The organism is Halalkalibacter okhensis, from assembly GCF_000787375.1.
Lineage (GTDB): Bacteria > Bacillota > Bacilli > Bacillales > Bacillaceae_D > Halalkalibacter > Halalkalibacter okhensis.
The window spans coordinates 20,028-42,457 of record NZ_JRJU01000037.1; the positions used below are offsets into that span (position 1 = coordinate 20,028).

Below are 22,430 nucleotides of genomic sequence, written 5' to 3' on the forward strand. Positions count from 1 at the left end.
TTACATACTCTCCCAAATAGCTGCAATTCCTTGCCCGCCACCAATACAAAGAGAAGAAACTCCATATTTTTTCCCGCGACGCTTTAACTCTCTTAACAATGATAAGGTAATTCTTGTTCCTGAGGCGGCCAATGGATGACCTAATGCAACAGCACCACCATTTACATTTCCAATTTCCGGGTCAAATCCTAACTCTTTTTGACAAGCAAGATATTGCGCAGAAAAAGCTTCATTAATCTCGATTAAATCAAGATCTTCTAGTTTCATTCCAGCCTGCTTCAATGCTTGTTGAATAGCTGGCACCGGTCCAATGCCCATAACTTGTGGTTCAACTCCAACTACTGCATAAGAAACGAGACGAGCTAATGGCTTTAACCCTTTTTTCTCTGCAAACTGACTAGACGTAAGGATAGCGGAGGCTGCTCCATCATTTATGCCGCTAGCATTCCCTGCCGTCACGACACCGTTTTCAACGAATCTTGCATTTAATTTTGATAAGTCTTCTAGAGTTGTGTTTCTAGGGTGTTCGTCTGTGTCAATCGTTACATTTCCTTTTCTTTTCTTCACGGTAACTGGTACTATTTCATCTTTAAAATACCCTTTTTCCATTGCATTTAGTGCTCGCTTATGGCTTAACAATGCATGTTGATCGACTTCTTTGCGAGATAGCTCATATTGTTTGGCTAAATTCTCAGCAGTAACAGCCATCGTACAATCTCCGTACGAATCATAAAACGAATCCCATAGCCAATCTTCGGCACCTGTTTGCCCTAAACCTAATCCCCATCTTGCACCACGAATGACATGTGGCACTTGACTTAAATTTTCCGCCCCTCCTGCTAACGCAACTTGTGATTCTCCTGTTCGAATCAACCTTGCCGCTTGCACTAATGACTCTAAACCAGATCCACACAATCGATTAATTGTTAAACATGGAGTCGGAATCGAAACCCCAGCCTTTAGCCCAACGTGGCGAGCTAATACATGTGCATCTGTACTTGACTGCATGACATTGCCGAAAAAGACTTGATCCACTTCATCTGGATTAATGTTCGAACGCTTTATTGCTTCTTTTGCGGTTAATGCTCCTAAATCTGTTGCTGTAATATCTCTAAACGAACCACAAAAACTTGTAAAGGCCGTACGTGCCCCTTCAACTAGTACAACTTCATTTTGAGTCATATCATCATCTCCTATTTTTGATACTTCTAGAGGTCCATCCTAATGGGTGAGCATCGCCAATCAATTTTTTCAAATTGCAGCAACAAAATCAGTTAATTTTTGATAACGCTTTCAATAATTGACCTACAGCATTCTTTTTAGTTATTAAATCCTTACACAAAGTGCATAATTAATGGATTTTCCGCTCACCCTCACTTGTTGTTTGCTCTTTTCCATATGCTTATTATAAATTGTTCATTTTCAGAAAAATACCCTCGTGATGTAGGAATTGTCATTGGTTAATCCAACAACTTGTAGGAGTAAAAGAGCAAGGAGATATCTAATCTATCCCCCTTGCTCTTCTATGTTGCAAAATATATTTATAAGTTTGCATAATATAAATCATATAATTTATAAGCCATCATTAAATCAAATCGATGTTCGGCAAACGCTAAAGACACTTCTAGTAAGTTCTCAATTTTCTCTAATCGATATAACAACGAACTTCGATGAATATATAGTTCCTCAGACGTATCTTTAATGCTACCATTATTATTTAAAAAGACTCGCAACGTATGAAACAAATCCATACTTTTTCCTTCCGAATATTTAAGCAATGGTTCTAAATGCTTTTTAATAAATAACATTGCAACAGATGAATCTTTTAAATGATGAAGCAGAGTATAGGAACCTAAATCCTCAAACATCGCAAAACCAACATTTGAAAAACGATGATAAACTACATTCAATGCCTGAACTGCTTGTTGATACATCGTAAAGTAATCATGGATGAATTCCGTCTTGCCTCCAATACCAACCAAAATCGTACTTTTATCTCCTTGGAGTATCAACCACTTTTTCAGTTCCTCATACAATTTTGCCCAATAGACTTTAGGGCTCTTCTCTTCTTTTTCAATGGGAACAATTAGAATTAAATCTCCATCTTTATTAGCCATTAATATATCTTGATCGTAAAATAGAATTCTTGTTTTTAACTGATCCCAAAGCAGCGATTTCTTTGCTTGCTGCTCGAGGATATTCTCATTTGATTCTTCACCTCCAAGATCAAGTGATAATACCGCAACCCTATGCTTGTTAAATAAATTCCATTGAAATAAATTTGCATATTGGATGATGCTCTCTTGATCCTCAACTTTTTCTACAAGCAACTTATGAATAAAGCTATCCTTGACTTGTTCCTTTGCATCCAATACGATCTTTTGTTTAATAAATTGAATCGATGCAATATTTCTCGCTAAATCTATAGTTAATTTGTAAAAATCATCGATCTCCTCACCTGTAATATCAATGGATAAATACCCTAACAAATCTCCTCCGCCATCAACAGGCCACACACCCATCTTCCGATCATCGTCTATAGAGAACCATAAATCTCGGTTATTCTTTTGATATACTTCTAACGTTGCTAATTCAGTAAGAGTATGTAAGTGGTCATTTGTTAAGTTGTATAATTCATAAGCGATCGGTCTCATAAATCGGTCAAATATCATAACCGATTTGGAGAAAAGTTTACTAAGTGTTACAACAATCCCATCAAAGTTATCTTTCTCAACCGTTTCTTTTACGAGCGCTTGCTGATAATCTAGTAAATAATGAAGTCTCTGTTTATGATCCTTCTCATTATGGTAAAGACGTGCATTTTCTAACATCGCAGCCACATGATTGGAAAGAAGCTCAAGAATTTCTAAATCTTCTTTCGTGAATACATGGCTACTATGTTCGACGTGTATTACACCAATTGTTTTTAAATCAATGAGCAGTGGGACGGTAAGTTGGTTACCTCCGAGGGTTTCTAAATATGGAAAATACTCTTTCAAAACATAATTTTTCTCTATATGAATCGTATTCGCTCGAGTTTGACTTCCATAGGAAGGTGATTGCAATACAAATGTATTCTCTTTTTCATTGAATAAATAAATACAAGCAAATTGAGCATTGGTCGATTTTCCTGCCCGTTCTACCAGCCTTTCCACCACTTGATCCATTTCAGCATCTAAGGTCAGGTTTTGACTCATCCACTCAATGTCACTTATTTTGCTTTTTTGTCTTTCCTTTCGTCTAGATAACGAAATCGCAACTGCTACATCTTTCCCAAACTCAACAAATACTTTATCCATTTCATTTAAGAGAGGAACATATTGGTTGAAACCAAACACACAAAAACCATAATTATTCGGTTCATCTTTTAAAGGGACGGTAAACCAATTTGCCACTTTTTCTTGTATTAATAGTCTTGTAAAATCACACTCAGTCTCCCTGTCTACCTTTTCAAATGTGATACTCTTACTCAATAGTGTTGGCAAACACTGATTGACCCGTATTGGAAACGCCTCTGAAATAGACATGGTAGTGCCGCTCCAAACTTTCGATGTTAACCAATCTCCATCTTTTAGAACAATTCCAACAAAATCACATTTTATTTCAGAACGAGAGGCGTCAATTAAATACTGCAACGTTTCTTCTTCCGTGTCGAATTTCACCAGTTGACGAGCGGTCATTCGCAAATGATTTTCTAATCGATTTAGTAGCTTTTCACGTTTTGTCAGTATCATCATTTGCTCTCCTTTCTCCCTTGATAATAAAACGCTTACATTTTACTGTGCTTTTCAACCTTATACCTATTGATATTCGATGTTTATCTACAATTTCCTCTAATCGTATCAGTGATTAAGTAAGAATAGATAGAAAGCGTTAAGTCCCTGACCAAAACGATCAGGGACTTAATGTTTTCTATCTCCACTTGCAACGCATCTATGGCTTGCTTGGGCGTTTGTGATATTAACCATTATCCTCTTGCATTTTCACGAAGTTTTTCAGGTACAGGGATCGCTTTTGGAGTCCCCTCAAAACTAGTCCACGCTCGAACTTCCTTTCCAATTGCAACAATCGTATCATCTCTTTTAAAAATATGTTCTAGAATCACAACCTTATTTCGAACCTCCGTAATAGTTGAATAGACTGTAACCATATCTTCAAACAACAACGGGGTCTTAAATTGACAATTCGCCTCTAGTAAAGGCATGCCAACCTTTTCCTCGGCAAATAGTCTTGAAGGCTTAAAACCAATTTCACCAAAATAATGATGCGCGGCTTCATTCATCCACTTATAAAAATTAGGATAGAACACAATCGCCGCTGCATCCGTATCTCCCCACTTCACTTCAAATGTATACTCTATTGTTTTCATTCGATTCCCCTCCAGCTTTTCTTTCTTTTAAATTAGCTGTCTTCCTATACTTTGTTGTTTCTATAGGTTACATGTTCTTCACATGTTCACTCCCATTGCGCTCCCAGCCAAACGCTGAAGCTGTCCTCAAGTTGAAAGAATAGGAGGTCCCTCTGTCCTAGCGAAGGACATACACGAAGACTCCTGCGGGAGAGAAGGGAGGTCACTGAAAAAGTCGTTTTTTTCTTTTACAGTGCCTTCTTTGCGCTATTTCCCCTAGTTTCTTTTGATCGATGAAAAGTAGGGAATTTCTATCTTTCCTCTCAACAAGCGGACGGGATGGGGGGGCCGACTCCTGCAGGAGGGAAGGGCAGGTTGAAATCCACCGGCGCAGCCGGTTAGTTCAACGCCCGCCTGCGGAAAGCGTGCCCCCCATCCCGGGAGCGAGATCAAAGCTCCTTTTCAAGTCCTAAATAAACGAGCACTTTTTCAGTGGCCTCAGAGAAGGCAGGGGTGAGACCCCGCAGTGCGTCAGCACGAGGTGGCTCACCAGCCACCCGCGAAAAGCGAAGTGTATGTCCGAAGCGGCGAGGGAGCAAGTTTTATTTGGTAGCATGTCTTTTACTTATGCCCCTCTGCCTCACCTCAGGAACCCTTCCATCGACTACCCCACTTTGACAATGATAGCGGCACCATTGTCTCCAGCCGCACACCCTGTTGCTAATGCATATCCTCCACCTTTAAGTACCGTTTCCTCAATTGCTTCAATGAGCAGTCGTCCCACTGTCGGTGCTTGTGGATGACCGAAAACCAAAGAGCTTCCATAATTATTGATATTCGTTGGGTCAATTCCTAGCTCCTTAGCAAGATACATATCATTCACAATAAATGGATTGTGATTTTTAATCGCTGTCATATCATGAATAGATAAGCCCGCTCTCTCTAATGCCATTTTAACTGCTGGTACAGGTGCTTGTGGCATCGTGGCTTTCTCTGCTCTTGCATAGCCGTAGGAAATAATCTGAATCGGAATGGCAGAGTCGGTGCTTAACCTAGCAGCATTTTCTTGAGAAGTGACCATTATTCCTGCATTTCCATCCGCGGGATGTGTTTGACTACCAAACGTCAGGATGCCATCTTCAGTCGTTGGCTTTAGTTTATTTAGAGCTTCTTTCGATGTTTCATTAACACCTTCATCCGCTTCAAGATGTATCGTTTCTCTCTTAGATATCCTAACTTCAACTGGCATCATGTATTTTCTTTGGAATGCGCGATCGTCTTTTAACGAATCGGCATATTGCTCGTACCGCCGAAAAGTTAGTTCGTCCGCTTGTTCCTTAGTGAAGCCATTATCGTTCGCAACCCTTTCTGCCGTATAGATCATCCCAATTCCGGTTGATGGATCACCAGCCATATTGTCCATATTCCAATTTTCCGAAATGACCTCACCACCTGGCCCTTTCGGATTTGGCCAAACGGTATGTGGCCCATTGGAGCAACGGTCGACTAGCAGGCAATAAGCTGTTTGTGCGTTTCCTAATTGAACCGCTGCAGCTGCATTATAGAGAGTGGTTGTCGATGTTGCGCAAGCATGCATTAACGTTTGTCCTGGAATATCCGGAGCTCCCATTAATGTGGAAGCCCAGGAAGCACCGTAAAATACCCTTTTTTGTCCTACTGTAATTCCTAAATAAAGATAATCCAATTCTTCATTAGGATCTAAATTTCTTGACTTAAACCATGCGTTACTACTTTTGGCACCTAGTTCGATCGAATGTTCATTTTGTAAAGTACCTTGCCATTTACTAAACGGTGTTGTGTAATAACCTCCATACGGAATGAAAGCCTTATCAAACATGCTCATCAGTATTTAAGCCCTCCCTACTAGTTTCGTTTTAAACACTGGTTGCTTCCCGTTTGTTACAGCAATTAATCCAGTTAGAGCATCTTCCGTTTTAAATATCGGAACTAAACCATCTAGCTCAAGCTCAATCCCTTCATCAATGGAAAGATCTGTTTGTTTATTAATCAGATCATTCATCGTCTCAAGTGCGATTAACCCTTTATTTGAAAGAATTTTTAACGTTTTCTCTGCTAACTCATTCCTAATCCCTTCTGGTTTTTCACCATTTAACATACGTTTCACATTTTCATCAGAAAACGCCTGTTTGAACTCTTCAAATGATGATGGAATGTCTCGCTCTCCATATTTATTAAACTTTCCATTCGCCACGATCTTTTCAATTGCTGCTTGAGTGTCTTTCATATCTACTAATTCGGTCACAATTCCCAATTCTTTTAATGCTTTTGCTGGGATTGTTTTCCCCGTAAACGTATAATATTTCGTTAACTCTTTTCCAATATGGTGGTTCGTACGGAGCATTCCACCTAAGCCAGGATAGATTCCTAACCCACTTTCAGGGAAGCCCATTGATCCTTGATGTGTCGCTACAATCGCTTGGCAAGCTAGCGCAAGTTCACTTCCTCCACCAAGAGATAGTCCGTCTAATACAGCAATGGTTAACTTCTCTGACATTTCAAATCTTCTAAATAACTCATGTCCCTTTCTAGTAAACGCTACATTTTTATCAACCTGATTCGTTTGAATGCATTCGATAAAATGCTTAATATCAGCACCTGCTACAAATGCCTTACCAGCGCCTTGAATCGCAATTCCTTTTACTTTCGGATCTTTCTCCGCCTCTTCAAATGCCTTTTCAAGTTGATTGACAACTACTGGATTTAATGCATTCATAGCTTCAGGACGGTTAATCGTAATATAGGCAATGTCATTTTTCACTTCTACATCAACATATTTAAACTCAAACGGCAGTCCTTTTTCAGCCTGCTTTCTTAACACCTCTGGGAAGTGAAAGCCTGACCGTGATGCATTTAATTCTTTTACCATTTCACACGCTTCTTGCACACCCACTTTGTTCATTAATTCAAACGGTCCTAAGTTCCATCTTAAGCCAATTTTTGCCCCTCTGTCCGTATCCTCAATTGAAGCTACCCCTTCGTCAACCTGTGCACCTGCCACACCAAAAATGGTAGCGTATAAATGGCGTTTAATCGTTTGGAACTTGGATTCATCTATTTCACCACTAAGATCCCAATCCTGTTTTAACTCCACTTGTTTTCTAAGGAGATCGGCTGGAGAATAGAACTCACTTACTTCCTGCCCCATATACTCCGAGACATGTAAAGCAATTGGAATGCCTGTCACATTCATCAATTCAAAAGGACCCATGCCAATTTCAAAACCTTGTTTCGCTGCAGCATCAATCGTTGCTGTATTAGCTACCCCTTGATCCAACAAATAAATAGATTCTGTTAGAAACGTCGAAAAGTAACGATTAACAGCAAAACCAGGTGAGTCTTTTACGACAATACAAGTTTTATTATGAAGCTTTCCTATAAAAAGCGTTGTCTCGATCGTCTCTTTAGATGTTCCTTCGTGCGGGATTACCTCTACCAATCTATTTTTTGCAGGATGATAGAAATAGTGCATACCAATGAATTTATCTGGACGGTTTGTATATTTAGCTAGATCTCTAATATAGATACCTGATGTATTCGTGGCAAAAATCGTTTTCTCATCACATATTTTATCTAACTTAGCAAAAACCTCCCCTTTTACTTTTTCATCTTCAAATACTGCCTCAACGACCAAATCTGCATCCTTTAAAGCTTCATAGTCCGATGTTGCATGAACTCGAGCCAATGTCTCAGACACGTCATTCGCACTAAATATTCCTCTCTCGATGCCTTCATTTAGCGTGTTCGATATTATAGAGATCCCTCTTTGCACTTGCTTCTCTGTTACATCAACTAATGTTACATACAAACCTTCTTGTGCCATTTTTTGCGCTATTCCAGACCCCATATTCCCTGCGCCAATTACTCCAACTTTTAATGAATTTGTCATTTTCATCTTCCCTTCCTATTATTATCGTAATTGTATTTGTTCCTTTAATCGTTTCTGTAATTCTATCTTTTTAATCTTCCCTGATGGCGTCATCGGAAAATCGTTTACGATGATCAATTTATCTGGAACTTTATAATCAGCTACTTTCTCTTTAATAAACACAAGCAACTCTTCCTCTGTTCCTTCAACACCTGTTTTTAACTGAATGCAGGCACAAGAGATCTCACCAAGAACCGTATCTGGCATTCCGATAATGGCAACATCGTTAACTTTAGGGTGGGTATAGAAATGCTCCTCGACTTCTCGAGGGTAAATATTATATCCACCTCGAATAATCAGTTCTTTTTTCCGACCGACAATGCGAAGATAACCCTGTTCATCAATCGTGACTAAATCACCCGTATAATACCAACCTTCTGCATCGATGGCTTCATGAGTCTTTTCAGGCATATTATAATAGCCCTTCATCAATCCAAAGCTTTTACATACTAACTCGCCAACTTCCCCTATAGGTAATTCATTTTTGTATCTATCTACAACCTTCAATTCTACACCAGGTAATGCCTTTCCAACGGTTTCAGCTCGTAATTGATCATCATCATCAAAGCTAGTTAACGTTAACGTTGGCGATGTTTCCGTCATCCCATATCCGATTAGGACATTACAACCCATCTGTTCTCGTATCCGCCTAATGATTTCTACAGGTGCAGGCGCTCCACCCATTTCACCTGTTCGTAACGATGAAAGGTCATACTTCTTAAAATTTGGATGGTTTAATTCTAAAATGAACATCGTTGGAACACCTGGTTTAATCGTGACTTTTTCTTGTTCGATTAGTGATAGTGCTCTCTCTGGTTTAAAGACTTCCATCAGAACCATTCGACCAGCTGAGGCGACCGCACGTAAGACAAACATAAGTCCCATCACATGAAATACTGGAGTCGGGAGTAAAAATACATCTTTTGGTGAACATTGCATACACTTTGCACCAGCAACTGCTGTATGAATCAAATTTTTATGAGTAAGCATGGCTCCCTTTGGTCTACCCGTGGTCCCAGAAGTATACAAAATCGCAAAAACATCCTCAGCTGCCTCTATCTCTACAGCGGGTGCTTTTGTCAGTTTCCCATTCCTTAATAGGTTTTCATAGCTAAGTATGTCTTCACTTTCAAATCGGACTGAAATAAGATATTCTAATTGCGGAACATTTTCTTTTATTTCATGGAATTGTTGATAATGATCGATCTGATCAAATTCCTTCGGGAAAAAAACAGCTTTTGCACCTGAATTCTTTAAAATATAGCTGACTTCTTCCTTTCTAAATCGTGTATTAAACGGAATGAGTATGGCACCTAATTTAGCTAAGGCAAATGTAATCACGATAAACTCATGCCAATTTGGTAAACTAACTGCGACACGATCTCCTTTTCTTATTCCGAGCTGATGTAACCCTGATGCTAAATCGTTAGCTTCTTGATCTAATTCTTTATAATTGACTCTTCTTTCCCCATCGTATATGACTTCTTCATCTGGTTTTAAAGATAAGGCGGACTCCAATAGTTGCGGCAATGACATATGATATCGCTCTGTAAACATACTTTTAAAGATCACTCCTTTACATAGCTCATTTTACGAAAACGCTTTCAACCAACCATTCGTAAATACTTGAACATGTTCACCTCTCTATATTGATGTATGTTCTATATTCAACCTTCTTCATTATTAACTTTAATATGTTTGTTTCTCTCAAGCCACCTACATCGTGTAGGGAAAAACTTTTTTCTTTCATTCATTTTAACGATAAGGTTAAAAAATGAGAAAACGTCATAAAATCAAAGGAATATAAAAAAGCCCTCCCAATTTATACACCTGAGAGGGTAAACCTGTTACAAGATCACTAGCTTAAAAGGAATCTTTTTTGCCATATGAGCATCTTCATTCAACATTAACCTAGTAAATTTGGTAAAAACGTAGCAATTTCTGGGAAGGCCATTAATAAGGCTACTAGAACCATAATCATAATTAAAAATGGCCAAATGCCCCGAAAGATCTCTTCAACGGATACATCCTTGACGACTCCTTTAATTATATACACGTTCACCCCAACGGGTGGTGTAATAACTCCCATTGCGGCAACTAAGACGATGATGACACCGAACCAAATAGGGTCATAACCTAGCGTATTTACTACCACCGGGAAAAAGATTGGAATAGATAATAAGATTAAGGCCAAAGCATCCATGAAAAAGCCTAAGATTAAATAAATGAGTAAAATCAGTGCCATAATGACAAACGAAGGAAGGACCAAGCTCTCCACCCATCCACCGATTTCAAACGGGATGCGACTCATAGTAATAAGTCGGCCAAACACAACCGCAGAAGCAATTAATAACATAATCATAGCAGTCGTTCGTAGTGTGTCAAAAAGGGAACTCTTAAGGCCTTCCCAGCTTAATTTTTTTGTTAAAAGAGTGAGGACTAACACTCCCCCTGCACCTATGGCCCCTGCTTCTGTCGGAGTAAACCATCCCGCAAATAATCCTCCCATCGATAAAGCAAAAATCACACTAACTTCCCACAGACCACCTTTAAGAGACTGATACCTTTCACTCCAAGTCGATTTTTCCCCAGCAGGAGCAAGTTCAGGGTTTCTTACAGCCAGAATATAGACCATGATCATAAATAGGATCATTAATATAATTCCAGGTATAATCCCTGCTAAAAATAGCTTTCCAACCGACTGTTCTGAAGCAATTCCGTAAATAATAAATAGCGTACTTGGTGGGATTAACACACCTAATATGCCCCCTGCTGCCACACTTGCGGTTGAAAGGGAGTTATTATAATGATGCTTTCTCATTTCCGGAACCGCAAGTGATCCAATTGTGGCAGCTGTAGCTGTGTTCGAACCGGATATCGCCCCAAAAAGACCCGCAGCTCCTTGGGCTGCAATGGCCAATCCACCAGGAAGATGACCTACTGTTCGGTAAGCAAAATGAAACAATTTGGCCCCAATTCCACCATATAAAGCTAAAAACCCCATCCAAACAAACATCGGAATGGCACTTAGAGTATAAGTAGAAAAAGAAGTATAAATTTCCGTTGCTGCCACTTTCAATGCAACTGTAGGTGAATTTAATAGACTAATTCCGATAATTCCTGAAATTAACATCGTATATGAAACTGGCATACGTAACAACAAAAATATAAAAAAAATCAAAATAGAAATAAGACCTATCGTAACCGGTGTCATGATTGTTCACCTTCTTTTATAAATAGAGATAGTACCTGCCCAATTACTACCAAAGCTAGCACTCCGAAACCAACAGCCAGTAAGATAATAAAAGGGTAATGAGGCCATCGCAGGGTAAGGGATACATCCCCTGACGCGTGAGAAGAAATGGCATACAAGACAAGTTGCCTAGCTACAAGAACAAGAAAAAGGGCTGAAATCGTACCAATAATGACATTGATTATTTTTTGTACCTTCTTAGGCAAACGATCAACAAAGATACTGATAGAAATATGCCCACCGTCTACAGCACAGTACGCAATAGATAGAGCAATAAGAGCAGTCGTGAAAAATAAGACTAAATCAAGTGTACCAGTGATGGGCATGTTGAAAACTCTTCTAGAAATTACATTGGCTATCACTAACATAGCTGAAAGAAACAGGATAACAGCTGCTATATTTTCTAGACCTTTGCTTGCTTTTTTTACTACATTCACATATGCTCTGATCACCTTATCCACTCTCCTTTATCATAATGTGAAGGGCATCGCATCATTTTTGATGCGATGCATCATTCCCAGATTACTAGTTATCTCCGAATTCGGCGTTATACTTCTCGGATAACTCTGCTATCTTATCCATGATTTCTTGTCCGTTAAGACCTGCATTGTTTAACTCTTCAACATGGCTTTCTATTAATGGCAATAATGTTTCTTCCCAACGTTTTGTTTCTTCTTCTGACAAATGAATTTCTTCTACCCCGTGCTCATCAATAGCATACTGTAAGCCACTATCCACGACCTCTGTAAATAATTGCGCAGCATCCTTAAACGTTTCTTCATTTACTTCTCGAATCGCTTCCTGAATATGAGTTGGAAGTGAATTCCATTTATCTTTGTTCATAGTGACAAAATGAACCGTGTTATACATTAAGTTAGAATGAGTCACATAGTTCGTTACCTCCGCTAGATTAAAGCTTTGAAGGGTATCTGCTGGTAATAAACTTCCATCTACTACTCCTCTAGATAAAGCTTCATAGGTTTCGGTAACCGGCATGGCTACAGGAGTTGCACCTAATTTTTCTAATGTAGCGACGTTTGTACCACTTGCTCGAATCTGTTTCCCCCTTAAATCTTCCAATGACTCAATAGGTTCAGTTGTCATCAATACCCCAGGAGAAATTCCATAGATAAACATCAGTTCAGTATCTTGTAATTCCTCAGGCTGCAACTCTGCTACTAGATCACGAGCTACATAACTAGATACGGCACTACTTTCATATTTAATCCCACCTAGGTACATAGCATTCAAAACAGGTAATCTACCCGGATATAATCCAGAAACATCATGCCCAATGTCTGCGATACCATCCGCTACACCTGAATACACATCTCCACTTCCTAACAAGGATCCACCTGGGTAAAGTTCGATTGTCACTAAGCCATCAGTAGCTTCTTCGATCGCTTTGATCCATTCTGGAAACAATTTTGCTTGAATTGGATGAGTCGCTGGTGCAAAATCTGCCAATGTAAGTGTAACTGGTTCCATCGTTTCGACGGCTTCATTATTTTCATTACTCGTCGCATCCTCTTCATCTGTAGTACTAGCACTTTCGTTTGTTTGACCTCCACATCCTACAACGACAATCGCACACATCAACGAAATGAACATTAAAACGAAATAATTCTTTTTCATTTTTTCGCCCCCTGAATTTTAAATATTCGAAAAACAAGCAAGACATTAGTATCTAGTCTAAGCGTGAGTGCTAGAAGCATTTTTCATTCGTTCACCCCCTTTTTGAATGCGTTCACACTGTAGTCTTGGCGGATCCTGGTTCCGCTATCTGCTTCAAAAACACGTTTCCTACCTCAGTTACAGATCCTCGTTCCGCTATTTGTCCTTTTCACCGTCATCTTCCCTACATTTTGAACATTTAACGGATCTAGGTTCCACTTTTTCTTCTTTTCGCGTCGTTTTCTCTCATTTAGCGGAACCAGGATCCGTTTCACTTAATTTGTAACCGTTTTCAACAAGAAGTATTTGAGTAAGCAATAGCTTGTTATGTTGAATTTATTATATTTTTTTAATTGGGGGAAAGCTACCTACACAACATACGAAAACCATTAACTCTTTTCGTTAATTATGCGGAAAAGACGTGTTCATTCTATTAAAAAACAAAAGAAATATAATAGCAATTTCAGAGAGTAGGTTGTTAGAGGGGGATCATGCTGGCAAGAAGGATGTAATAATTTACAACAATTACGAATGACCTCCCATAAATAGTACATACTACTGAAATAAGTTTATACATGACTTAATGAGGGATGTAATGTGAACAATTTCAAACCGACCAATCATGAACGAAGGTATAAAGCGCATGTAAGTGTATTCGGAACAACACAATTACATTTACGTAATCCTTATATCATAGCTTGGTGGTCCGCAGCCTTTCCAGGATTCGGCCACCTCCTTTTGTCAAAATACCTTCGAGGCTTCACCCTATTTATCTGGGAAATCCTCATTAATAATATGACCAACCTCAACCTTTCTATGGTCTATTCATTTACAGGAAACATTGATATGGCAAAAGAGGTTCTTGATCCAAAATGGTTCTTGTTCTACATTCCTGTCTACTTATTCAGCATTTGGGATAGCTACCGAACGACAGTAGATATGAATAAAGTATATGTACTCGCTGAACGAGAAAACGCCAATTTTAGTACCTACAGTATAGGGGCTTTAGAAATTAATTACCTAGATAAAAGGAGACCAATAATGGCTGTACTATGGTCACTGTTTACGCCTGGACTAGGGCAACTTTATATTCATCGAGTGATGACAGCTTTATTTACAACTAGTTTTACGATTGTTTTTGTTTATTTTTCGAATCTTCTCGTTGCCGTTCATTATCTTTTCCTAGGAGACATTACTCAAGCAACACAGGCCCTTGATCCACAGTGGTTACTATTCATCCCTTCCCACATTGGATTCGCTGTTTATGATTCCTATGTAAATACTGTTGAAAATAACAAATTGTTTGAAAGCGAACAAAGGAAATATTTCAAATCAAATTACCAAAAATACCGTGTGAAAATGGCAACTGAAACGTGAGAGGTGGAATTCTTGCAGATTTTTTCAACATTTGAACATTCTACTTATTTAGAATTATGCATTACAGCATTAGAGAAAATGGGTATTGATAAAGAATCCATCTTAGCTGTACCACTTGATAATCGTATAGAGGAACGTAGATTTATGGATACTCTCCATCGCGCTGATGGTGTCAGCCTTTTTGATAAGGGGGCAGCTATCGGTACTGCTTTTTCTGTAATTGGAGCGAGTGTTGGTTTTACCCTTGAGTGGGGACCAATTTATTGGGGCTTAATTGGGGCAACGAGCGGATTTATTCTTGGTTTTATTATTGATTACATCCTTTTTAAAGTGATCCATAAAAGAAAAAGACAAATGAGAGGAAAAAAATCGGAAGTCATTCTAGTTGTTAACTGTAGCAAGGATCAGATTGAAGAGGTAGAAAAAATCCTTTGGGAAAATTTGGCGCTTGGCGTAGCAACATTAAAGAGCTAATGATAATCTACAACACTTAAATAAACATACATACGTTGATAAATTATGAGCAGTATACATAATTAAGGAGTGATAATAAGTGAAAAGCAATAAACTCGAACGGCTATTTTTGCGGGTTTTGCTCTTAGTCACTCTAGGGATATTAACTCTTTTACTAAGGAAGCCTCACACAAAAAAGTGGTTGTTCATTTATCTTTTTAATGCTATTACAAATGGAATTATAGATAAAATAATTGGGTCTTACAATATCGTTGTCTACCCTACTCGTTTATTACCAAAGTTATTCAAGATTCATGTATTATTTGATTTTTTGATTTATCCAACTATTAGTGTTCTTTATTTTCAAGTAACTTATAAAGATAAAGCTTTTACTGTTTTGTATAAATGGTTTTATTTTGTTCTTCCAATGCTAGCCATTGAATTGTGGGCCGAGAAGAAAACACATCTGATTAAATGGAAGAAAGGGTGGAAATGGTATCACACCCTTATTAGCATTTCTCTCAAAACTTTAACAGAGAGGTTCTTGATTGGGTTCATTATGAAAAAATAAGGATGGCATAACATGAGGACTCATTCGAATTTCTCTTTTCTTTAATCAATAGATTTAGCCTTTACGAGTAATAATGAATACAGAAAAGCATCTAGCATTTAGAAACCTCATTCTCCCCCCGAATCCAATATTATAAAATCAGGTATCCTAATTATATTCTTTCAACGACAAACAACAGGAGATATCCCTCTCCTGTTGTACTTATCATCATTAACGATTAAAGATTCTCAATTGCTGCTCTTTCAATGGCAAGTCCCTTCGTATAACGTTTCATAAATTGCTCATAGCCTTTTACATCTTTTGGATCAGGGAAGATCGTAACACCAGCTTTACCTTTAAACACTTTCTCGCTTAAATATTCCTCTAGTGTCTCATGTTCCTCTTTGTTAATCATATAAGATGCAAGCTGAGCAATCCCCCACGCTCCACCTTCCCCAGCCGTTTCCATAACGGAAACAGGAACATTAAGAGCAGAGGCCATCATACTTGAGCCTACTCCTTTAGCCTTAAACAAGCCACCGTGACCTAAGATTTCATCTAGTTTCACTTGTTCTTGTTTGAGAAGAATATCCATACCTATTTTCAACGCACCTAATGATGTGAATAAATGGACACGCATGAAATTAGCTAGATTAAAATTACTCTCTGATGAACGAACAAATAATGGCCGACCTTCTTTGAAGTGTGTAATATGTTCCCCAGAAAGATAGCCATAAGCCAAGAGACCGCCACAATCCGCATCTCCTTGAAGAGCCAAACTATAAAGAGTTCCGTATAGCTTATTCATATCAACTTCCATTCCCATTGCATTTGAAAATTCATCAAACAATCCAACCCATGCATCCAAATCTGAAGAACAGTTGTTGGAATGAGCCATTGCTACTAAGCTCCCCGTTGGTGTCGTTACAAGGTCAATCTCGGGATAGACGTTAGAGAGTTCTTTTTCTAAAACAACCATGGCAAAGACAGACGTCCCGGCCGAAACATTACCAGTTCGTTTGGCTACACTGTTTGTCGCAACCATCCCCGTACCGGCATCTCCTTCTGGTGGACAAAGGGGAATACCAGCCTCCAATTCTCCCGTACTATCCAAAAGCCTTGCTCCTTCTTCTGTAAGGACACCTGCATTTTCACCCGCTACTAACACCTCAGGAAGAATATCTTCTAGCTTCCATGATAGATGATTAGGTGAAATCAATTCATTGAATTGGTTAATCATTTTTTGATTATAGGTCTTCGTATTTAAGTCAATGGGAAATACACCGGAGGCGTCACCCACTCCAAGTACTTTCTGACCTGTCAGTTTCCAATGGATATAACCAGCTAGTGTTGTCTGAAAGTTAATGTCATTAACATGTTCTTCCTGATTTAAGACCGCTTGATATAGGTGAGCAATACTCCATCTTTGTGGAATTGGGTAATTAAACCGTTCTGTCAGTTCTCTGGCAGCCTGTTCGGTCATATTGTTACGCCACGTACGAAAAGGCACTAAAAGCTTTCCATCTTTATCGAAAATCATATAGCCATGCATCATCGCACTAAAACCAATTGCTCCTATCTTTTGTAAGGGAACTCCATATTTCTGCTTTACTTCGATAGCCATCTTTTGATAGCTGTTTTGTACGCCATTCCAAATATCCACTTCACTATAGGTCCAAATACCATCCACATGGTTATTTTCCCAACTGTGACTACCTGTTGCAATCGGTTCGCCATCTTCTCCAACAAGAATGGCTTTAATTCGTGTTGACCCAAGTTCGATACCAAGGATTGCTTTTCCATTTAGTATGACACTTTCCACATCAAGACCCATGAAACTCCCTCCTAAACGTTTTAAATGAACCCATTATTTTTTATAGATGATTAACGAAAAATCACGTCATTCCAGCGGATTTCGTTATTGAATGCATGAGTGTTTGTATCCTTATTAATCACAAGGATTTCAATCCCAGCCAGTTCAGCAAAGTCTCTCAACTGTTCAGTTGTCACTTTGTAAGAGAAGCCTGTATGGTGGGCTCCGCCAGCCTGAATCCAATTTTCAACCGCTTGGCTTAACGATGGTTGTGCTTCCCACATGACTCGAGCAACAGGAAGATTTGGCATCTCTTTTTCTGGTTGTTTTGCATCTACTTCATTAACAAGTAGACGGAACCGATGTCCTAGATCAATAATGCTTGCATTTAACGCAGAGCCTCCTCTTCCATCAAATACAATTCTCGCAGGATCTTCTTTCCCTCCAATTCCAAGTGGATGAACCTCAATTTTCGGTCGATTTTCCGAAACAGTCGGGCACACCTCAAGCATGTGCGACCCTAGAACCAATTCATTTCCTTGCTCAAAGTGATACGTGTAATCCTCCATAAAAGATGTTCCTTCGTTACCGGCAATTATTTTCATTAATCTTACAAGAGCAGCTGTTTTCCAGTCCCCTTCACCAGCAAATCCATATCCTTGTTCCATTAAACGTTGCACCGCTAAACCAGGAAGCTGATGCATGCCATGCAAATCTTCAAAAGTCGTAGTGAAAGCCGTGTAATTTCCTTTTGTTAAGAATGCTTTCATCCCAAGCTCAATTCGAGCTTGATAACGGATGGAATCACGAATTGGCCCATCAGTAAGCCCCTCAGAAGTAATCTCATATTGCTTTTCATATTCACTCATTAATTGTTCAACTTCTTGTTCGGTTATCTCATTCATGTGTTGAACGAGATCCCCCACTCCGTAACCATTCACAGTCCAACCAAATTTGATTTGCGCTTCTACCTTATCCCCCTCAGTCACTGCTACTTGGCGCATATTATCACCAAATCTAGCAACCTTAAGATTCTTACTTTCCTCAAATGCAACCGCAGTTCTCATCCATTGACCCACACGCTCTTGCACGTCTAGAGTTTTCCAATGCCCAGCAACTACTTTACGTTTCACATTCATGCGCGCGGCAATAAAACCATGTTCTCGGTCACCATGTGCGGCTTGATTTAAATTCATAAAGTCCATATCGATGGAATCCCATGGAATATCACGATTAAATTGTGTAGCTAAATGAAGATATGGCTTTTGTAATGAAGAAAGGCCAGCAATCCACATTTTTGAAGGAGAGAATGTGTGCATCCAAGAAATGATCCCCGCACAATTCTCATCCGCGTTTGCTTCTAGAATTAATTTGCGGATGGACTCGGAATCTTTTAATACGGATTTAAAAACTAATTTATAAGGTACTTGAGAACTATCATCCAACCCACTAACAATCGCTTTAGAGTTTTCTTCCACTTGACGAAGTACATCTTCACCGTATAATGATTGACTTCCTGTCACAAACCAGAATTCATAGGCTTTTGTAGTTAACATAGTAAATTCCTCCTAAAATGTAATTGATAGATGATTGACTAGGTAAACCCTCATCAAGTTATACGTACAAGTTAAGGATTATTGAGTGCTTTTCTTGTACTTAACCTACTTTTGACCGTAATATGCATTTACCCCGTGCTTCCGAAGATAATGTTTATCAAGCAAGAACTGATCGATCGGCTTAACTTGCTGGTTAAGGATAAACGTGTTTAACGCCATTTTAGCCACTTCTTCTAAAACGACCGCATTGTAAACGGCTTCGGCGGCATTTCCCCCCCAGCTAAATGGAGCGTGTCCTGATAATAAAATTCCCGGCATTGCAATTGGATCAAGTCCTTCTTGTTCGAAGGTTTCAATAATGACGTTACCCGTTTCAAGCTCGTAACCCCTTTCAATTTCCTCTTCAGTCAACATTCGCGTGCAAGGGATTTCTCCATAAAAATAATCAGCATGGGTAGTTCCTAATGCTGGAATGGGTCTTCCTGCTTGAGCCCAGCTAGTAGCACCTGGGGAGTGAGTATGGACAATGCCACCTATTTGAGGAAATGCACGATATAGTGCAAGATGTGTTGGAGTATCTGACGAAGGTCTTAACGTTCCTTCAACTATATTCCCATCCAAATCAACGACAACGAGATCCTCTATTTGTAACTCATCGTACTGAACGCCACTTGGTTTAATCACAACGAGATTTGTTTCGCGATCAATTGCACTTACATTCCCCCATGTAAACGTAACCAAATTATGTTTAGGCAGTTGTTGATTTGCTTCTAGTACCTCTTTTTTCAAAGGTTCTAACATAGCATTTCTTCCTCCTTCACCTTAACGTTTTAAATTATTCCTTAACCTCGTTTTAAAAGGTTGATAGATTTCTTAATCATGCATCTTATTATTTATACGCACATATCCAAACAACCCTTCGAAGTTGTACGTATAAGTTAATCCAATCATACCACCGATTACTATTATTTCAACAACTTTTTTCATAATTTTTTATCAATTTTCTCCCTTTAATTTCAAAATAACTAATCATTGCATGAAGAGCAGAAAATATATTGGAGATATTGCGCCTTTTTTGATACCATAATACTCAATGGAAGTTCTCATATCGTACGTACATATTTACAAATAGATTGAAGCAATTTCGAAAGCGGTGAACAGATGGCACAGCTAGCCAAATATACGCTAATAAAAGAGAAGATAAAAGTATGGATCACAAGTGGGAAGATACAGCCTGGTGAAAAGATCTATTCAGAAAGTGAATTGATGAAAATGTTTGCCGTAAGCAGACATACAATCCGACAGGCAATTGGGGATTTGGTACATGAAGGATGGCTATACAGAGAACAAGGGGCTGGAACATTTTGTTCTACGAACTTATTGGATCCATCTCCTACTCTACAACCTTTAAGGTCTACACCAGGGAAGAATATCGGTGTGATCACAACATACATTTCCGATTATATTTTCCCTTCAATCATTCGGGGCATTGAATCCTATTTAACGACGGAAGGATATACTTTAACCCTCACATGTACGAACAATGACGTTGAAAAAGAAAAACAATGTTTACAAACTTTGTTAAATAGAAACATCGATGGCCTGATCGTAGAACCAACAAAAAGCAGCAACTACAATCCAAACATTCAATATTATCTTGAATTAGAGCAAAAGAATATCCCATATTTAATGATTAATCAATTTTATTCACAGCTTATGCCTTCGCATATCATTATGAATGACGAAGAAGGAGGATATCTAGCTACTGAACATTTAATTACATTAGGACACGAAAAAATTGTTGGTTTGTTTAAGACGGATGACCTTCAAGGGGTCAATCGAATGAAAGGGTTTATTCGTGCATTTAGAGAGGCTGGTTTGACTTCTTTTCCGGAGATGGTTCTTACCTATACGACAGAAGAAAAGTATGACAAGGTAGTCGAGAGATTAGAGAAATTTCTTGATTCAAACTCAAGACCAACAGCAATCGTATGTTATAATGACGAACTGGCCCTTCAAACATTGAACATACTAAGAAGACTTGGGTTAAGTGTTCCAGAGGATGTTTCTATAGTTGGTAATGATGATTCCTTTTTAGCGGACGCTACCGATGTTAAGCTTACAACCCTTACCCATCCAAAAACACAAATGGGAATTGATGCGGCAAAATGGATTGTATCTGCTGTTGAAGGGAATCACCCTTCATCCATCGTTTATGAGCCTAAATTAGTAATTAGAAATTCTACTTTGCCCCTTAAGAAAGTTCAGAGTTAATATTGTTTTCGAAAGAATGGTATGACGGAATGGTGCGAACGGTTCATTCATAATAAGAGGACTCAATTGAGCCCTCTCCCTCCCAATTTACTTATCTTCAGTTGATGGATTCGCGCCTTCCCTCTTCAACTGTCAAACTCATATACACATTATCTTTCAAAGTTTTCTCTCAACTGCTGAATTCGCTCCATAACTGATAGATGGCAGTCATCACTATACTGTTTATTAAATAATACGACCTGTTGATTTTGCAATAACTTCAAAATGATTGACAGTTCCATTTTCTCAGTTATTTTATTAAAATACCCACGTTTATCATATTTTTTTAATACATCGACTTCGTTAATAAAGGATGCAAGGACCTTACACTCAATTGGTTCATTAAATACTTCAAAGTTAACTTGTGTATGCTTCGGATGACCCGCTCCCATTTTATTTTGATCGATCTCACTCCTTTCGAGCACTGTATTTTTCAAGCTAGTTATAGAAGGGTCACGACGGTTGATGAGCTCAACCGTTTGATTACAACTAAAAGGGACATCTACGCCAACATCACGGACATAGCCGCTTCGATCCGTATAATGGATGTTTTTATGAATAAATCCAGTAATAGACAAGTTTACATAGTCTATACCTAAAAGTGACGGTAATGCCCTACATTGTGTGAAATACACATTTTTACGAACCTGTTTTATTTCTTTGGCTGAAGTAGGAAGTTTAATGTAAGCCTCTATATTAGCAAATAACTCAACTTCAGCCAAAGGGACAGCCGCATAAATAACTGGAACTTGTAATTCCTTTCCATCTACACCTAAAACCATAGCACCAAAATCTGCTTGTGTTACTTCTACTTGTTTACTTTGCTTTGGAGGAGAAAAGTTCTCATGCCGCACCGTTTGCTTTTTACCATCGCTTTTTTGTTTTTGATTTTCACAATTATCAAAACCATAACTTGGCTTTTTATCATTTTTCATTTTTAAACTCCTTACTTCCCAAAAAAATATCTAAAATATAGAGAATACCCATTTAGACTTACTTCTTTATATATGTCTTTAAATTAAGTTTCGGTTAGGCAAACGCCAAGGGTGGATGCCCAATTAAATTAAATCGTTATTGAAATAATCGTTTTTATGTAAAAAAGAACATCCTGTTATTAAAGGGTTAA

General features: G+C 38.6%; 17 protein-coding genes. 4 read left to right on the top strand and 13 right to left on the bottom strand.

The genetic code is table 11. The annotated features are described in order from the left end of the window. The 9 genes from LQ50_RS19530 to LQ50_RS19570 form a co-directional block, all read right to left on the bottom strand. Positions 1–1,182 carry an acetyl-CoA C-acetyltransferase gene (locus tag LQ50_RS19530; protein ID WP_034632532.1) on the bottom strand — a complete coding sequence of 394 codons (1,182 nt, stop codon included), beginning with the start codon at positions 1,180–1,182 and terminating at the stop codon, positions 1–3. A gap of 359 nt (positions 1,183–1,541) precedes the next feature. Next, on the bottom strand, positions 1,542–3,734 hold the full coding sequence (locus LQ50_RS19535) for a helix-turn-helix domain-containing protein (RefSeq protein WP_034632535.1): 2,193 nt from the start codon (positions 3,732–3,734) through the stop codon (positions 1,542–1,544). A gap of 233 nt (positions 3,735–3,967) precedes the next feature. Beyond that, positions 3,968–4,369 carry an acyl-CoA thioesterase gene (locus LQ50_RS19540; protein ID WP_202595396.1) on the bottom strand — a complete coding sequence of 134 codons (402 nt, stop codon included), beginning with the start codon at positions 4,367–4,369 and terminating at the stop codon, positions 3,968–3,970. A gap of 643 nt (positions 4,370–5,012) precedes the next feature. Next, on the bottom strand, positions 5,013–6,212 hold the full coding sequence (locus tag LQ50_RS19545) for a thiolase family protein (protein ID WP_237563765.1): 1,200 nt from the start codon (positions 6,210–6,212) through the stop codon (positions 5,013–5,015). 6 nt (positions 6,213–6,218) lie between these two features. After that, on the bottom strand, positions 6,219–8,282 hold the full coding sequence (locus LQ50_RS19550; protein WP_237563766.1) for a 3-hydroxyacyl-CoA dehydrogenase/enoyl-CoA hydratase family protein: 2,064 nt from the start codon (positions 8,280–8,282) through the stop codon (positions 6,219–6,221). Positions 8,283–8,297: 15 nt separating this feature from the next. Beyond that, positions 8,298–9,872, bottom strand: coding sequence for a class I adenylate-forming enzyme family protein (locus LQ50_RS19555; protein ID WP_034632537.1), 1,575 nt, complete (start codon positions 9,870–9,872; stop codon positions 8,298–8,300). Between the two features lie 349 nt (positions 9,873–10,221). Beyond that, positions 10,222–11,529 (bottom strand): TRAP transporter large permease, encoded by a 1,308-nt coding sequence (locus LQ50_RS19560; RefSeq protein WP_034632539.1) that lies wholly within the window; start codon positions 11,527–11,529, stop codon positions 10,222–10,224. Then, a complete protein-coding gene (locus LQ50_RS19565) occupies positions 11,526–12,020 on the bottom strand; it encodes a TRAP transporter small permease (RefSeq protein WP_052144878.1) in 495 nt (164 codons plus the stop codon). Before LQ50_RS19565 ends, LQ50_RS19560 begins: the two co-directional genes overlap by 4 nt. Before the next feature lie 73 nt (positions 12,021–12,093). Continuing rightward, entirely contained in the window at positions 12,094–13,203 is a 1,110-nt protein-coding gene (locus LQ50_RS19570) for a TRAP transporter substrate-binding protein (protein ID WP_034632541.1), read from the bottom strand. A gap of 636 nt (positions 13,204–13,839) precedes the next feature. Here LQ50_RS19570 and LQ50_RS19575 point away from each other — a divergent pair. The 3 genes from LQ50_RS19575 (at position 13,840) to LQ50_RS19585 (ending at position 15,643) form a co-directional block, all read left to right on the top strand. Next, the gene (locus tag LQ50_RS19575; RefSeq protein ID WP_034632543.1) at positions 13,840–14,619 is read left to right on the top strand and encodes a hypothetical protein; all 780 of its coding nucleotides are present in this window, start codon (positions 13,840–13,842) and stop codon (positions 14,617–14,619) included. Between the two features lie 12 nt (positions 14,620–14,631). Continuing rightward, positions 14,632–15,093 carry a hypothetical protein gene (locus tag LQ50_RS19580; RefSeq protein ID WP_034632545.1) on the top strand — a complete coding sequence of 154 codons (462 nt, stop codon included), beginning with the start codon at positions 14,632–14,634 and terminating at the stop codon, positions 15,091–15,093. Between the two features lie 79 nt (positions 15,094–15,172). Continuing rightward, a complete protein-coding gene (locus LQ50_RS19585) occupies positions 15,173–15,643 on the top strand; it encodes a CBO0543 family protein (protein WP_034632547.1) in 471 nt (156 codons plus the stop codon). 217 nt (positions 15,644–15,860) lie between these two features. Here LQ50_RS19585 and LQ50_RS19590 read toward each other — a convergent pair whose 3' ends face one another. The 3 genes from LQ50_RS19590 to araD all read right to left on the bottom strand — a co-directional run bounded on the left by LQ50_RS19590 (position 15,861) and on the right by araD (position 19,792). Then, positions 15,861–17,456, bottom strand: a complete 1,596-nt coding sequence (locus LQ50_RS19590; RefSeq protein WP_034632549.1) for a xylulokinase — start codon at positions 17,454–17,456, stop codon at positions 15,861–15,863. Positions 17,457–17,506: 50 nt separating this feature from the next. Further along, positions 17,507–18,991, bottom strand: a complete 1,485-nt coding sequence (gene araA / locus LQ50_RS19595) for an L-arabinose isomerase (protein WP_034632552.1) — start codon at positions 18,989–18,991, stop codon at positions 17,507–17,509. Positions 18,992–19,096: 105 nt separating this feature from the next. After that, complete coding sequence (araD, locus tag LQ50_RS19600) at positions 19,097–19,792, bottom strand: L-ribulose-5-phosphate 4-epimerase (protein WP_034632554.1); 696 nt, start codon at positions 19,790–19,792, stop codon at positions 19,097–19,099. 360 nt (positions 19,793–20,152) lie between these two features. On the opposite strand from araD, the gene LQ50_RS19605 reads away from it, so the two are divergent. Continuing rightward, positions 20,153–21,265, top strand: coding sequence for a GntR family transcriptional regulator (locus tag LQ50_RS19605; protein WP_034632555.1), 1,113 nt, complete (start codon positions 20,153–20,155; stop codon positions 21,263–21,265). Positions 21,266–21,414: 149 nt separating this feature from the next. On the opposite strand, the gene LQ50_RS19610 is transcribed toward LQ50_RS19605, so the two are convergent. Then, positions 21,415–22,239: a CsxC family protein gene (locus tag LQ50_RS19610; protein ID WP_034632558.1), complete on the bottom strand. Its 825-nt coding sequence runs from the start codon at positions 22,237–22,239 to the stop codon at positions 21,415–21,417. Positions 22,240–22,430: the final 191 nt, after the last annotated feature.

Excerpts from the sequence above, each read along its gene's own strand:
- LQ50_RS19540 (WP_202595396.1), bottom strand. The coding sequence starts at position 4,369 with ATGAAAACAATAGAGTATACATTTGAAGTGAAGTGGGGAGATACGGAT.
- LQ50_RS19550 (WP_237563766.1), bottom strand. The coding sequence starts at position 8,282 with ATGAAAATGACAAATTCATTAAAAGTTGGAGTAATTGGCGCAGGGAAT.
- LQ50_RS19555 (WP_034632537.1), bottom strand. The coding sequence starts at position 9,872 with ATGTTTACAGAGCGATATCATATGTCATTGCCGCAACTATTGGAGTCC.
- LQ50_RS19590 (WP_034632549.1), bottom strand. The coding sequence starts at position 17,456 with ATGGGTCTTGATGTGGAAAGTGTCATACTAAATGGAAAAGCAATCCTT.
- LQ50_RS19545 (WP_237563765.1), bottom strand. The coding sequence starts at position 6,212 with ATGAGCATGTTTGATAAGGCTTTCATTCCGTATGGAGGTTATTACACA.
- LQ50_RS19560 (WP_034632539.1), bottom strand. The coding sequence starts at position 11,529 with ATGACACCGGTTACGATAGGTCTTATTTCTATTTTGATTTTTTTTATA.
- araA (WP_034632552.1), bottom strand. The coding sequence starts at position 18,991 with ATGTTAACTACAAAAGCCTATGAATTCTGGTTTGTGACAGGAAGTCAA.
- LQ50_RS19610 (WP_034632558.1), bottom strand. The coding sequence starts at position 22,239 with ATGAAAAATGATAAAAAGCCAAGTTATGGTTTTGATAATTGTGAAAAT.
- araD (WP_034632554.1), bottom strand. The coding sequence starts at position 19,792 with ATGTTAGAACCTTTGAAAAAAGAGGTACTAGAAGCAAATCAACAACTG.
- LQ50_RS19570 (WP_034632541.1), bottom strand. The coding sequence starts at position 13,203 with ATGAAAAAGAATTATTTCGTTTTAATGTTCATTTCGTTGATGTGTGCG.
- LQ50_RS19535 (WP_034632535.1), bottom strand. The coding sequence starts at position 3,734 with ATGATACTGACAAAACGTGAAAAGCTACTAAATCGATTAGAAAATCAT.
- LQ50_RS19605 (WP_034632555.1), top strand. The coding sequence starts at position 20,153 with ATGGCACAGCTAGCCAAATATACGCTAATAAAAGAGAAGATAAAAGTA.
- LQ50_RS19530 (WP_034632532.1), bottom strand. The coding sequence starts at position 1,182 with ATGACTCAAAATGAAGTTGTACTAGTTGAAGGGGCACGTACGGCCTTT.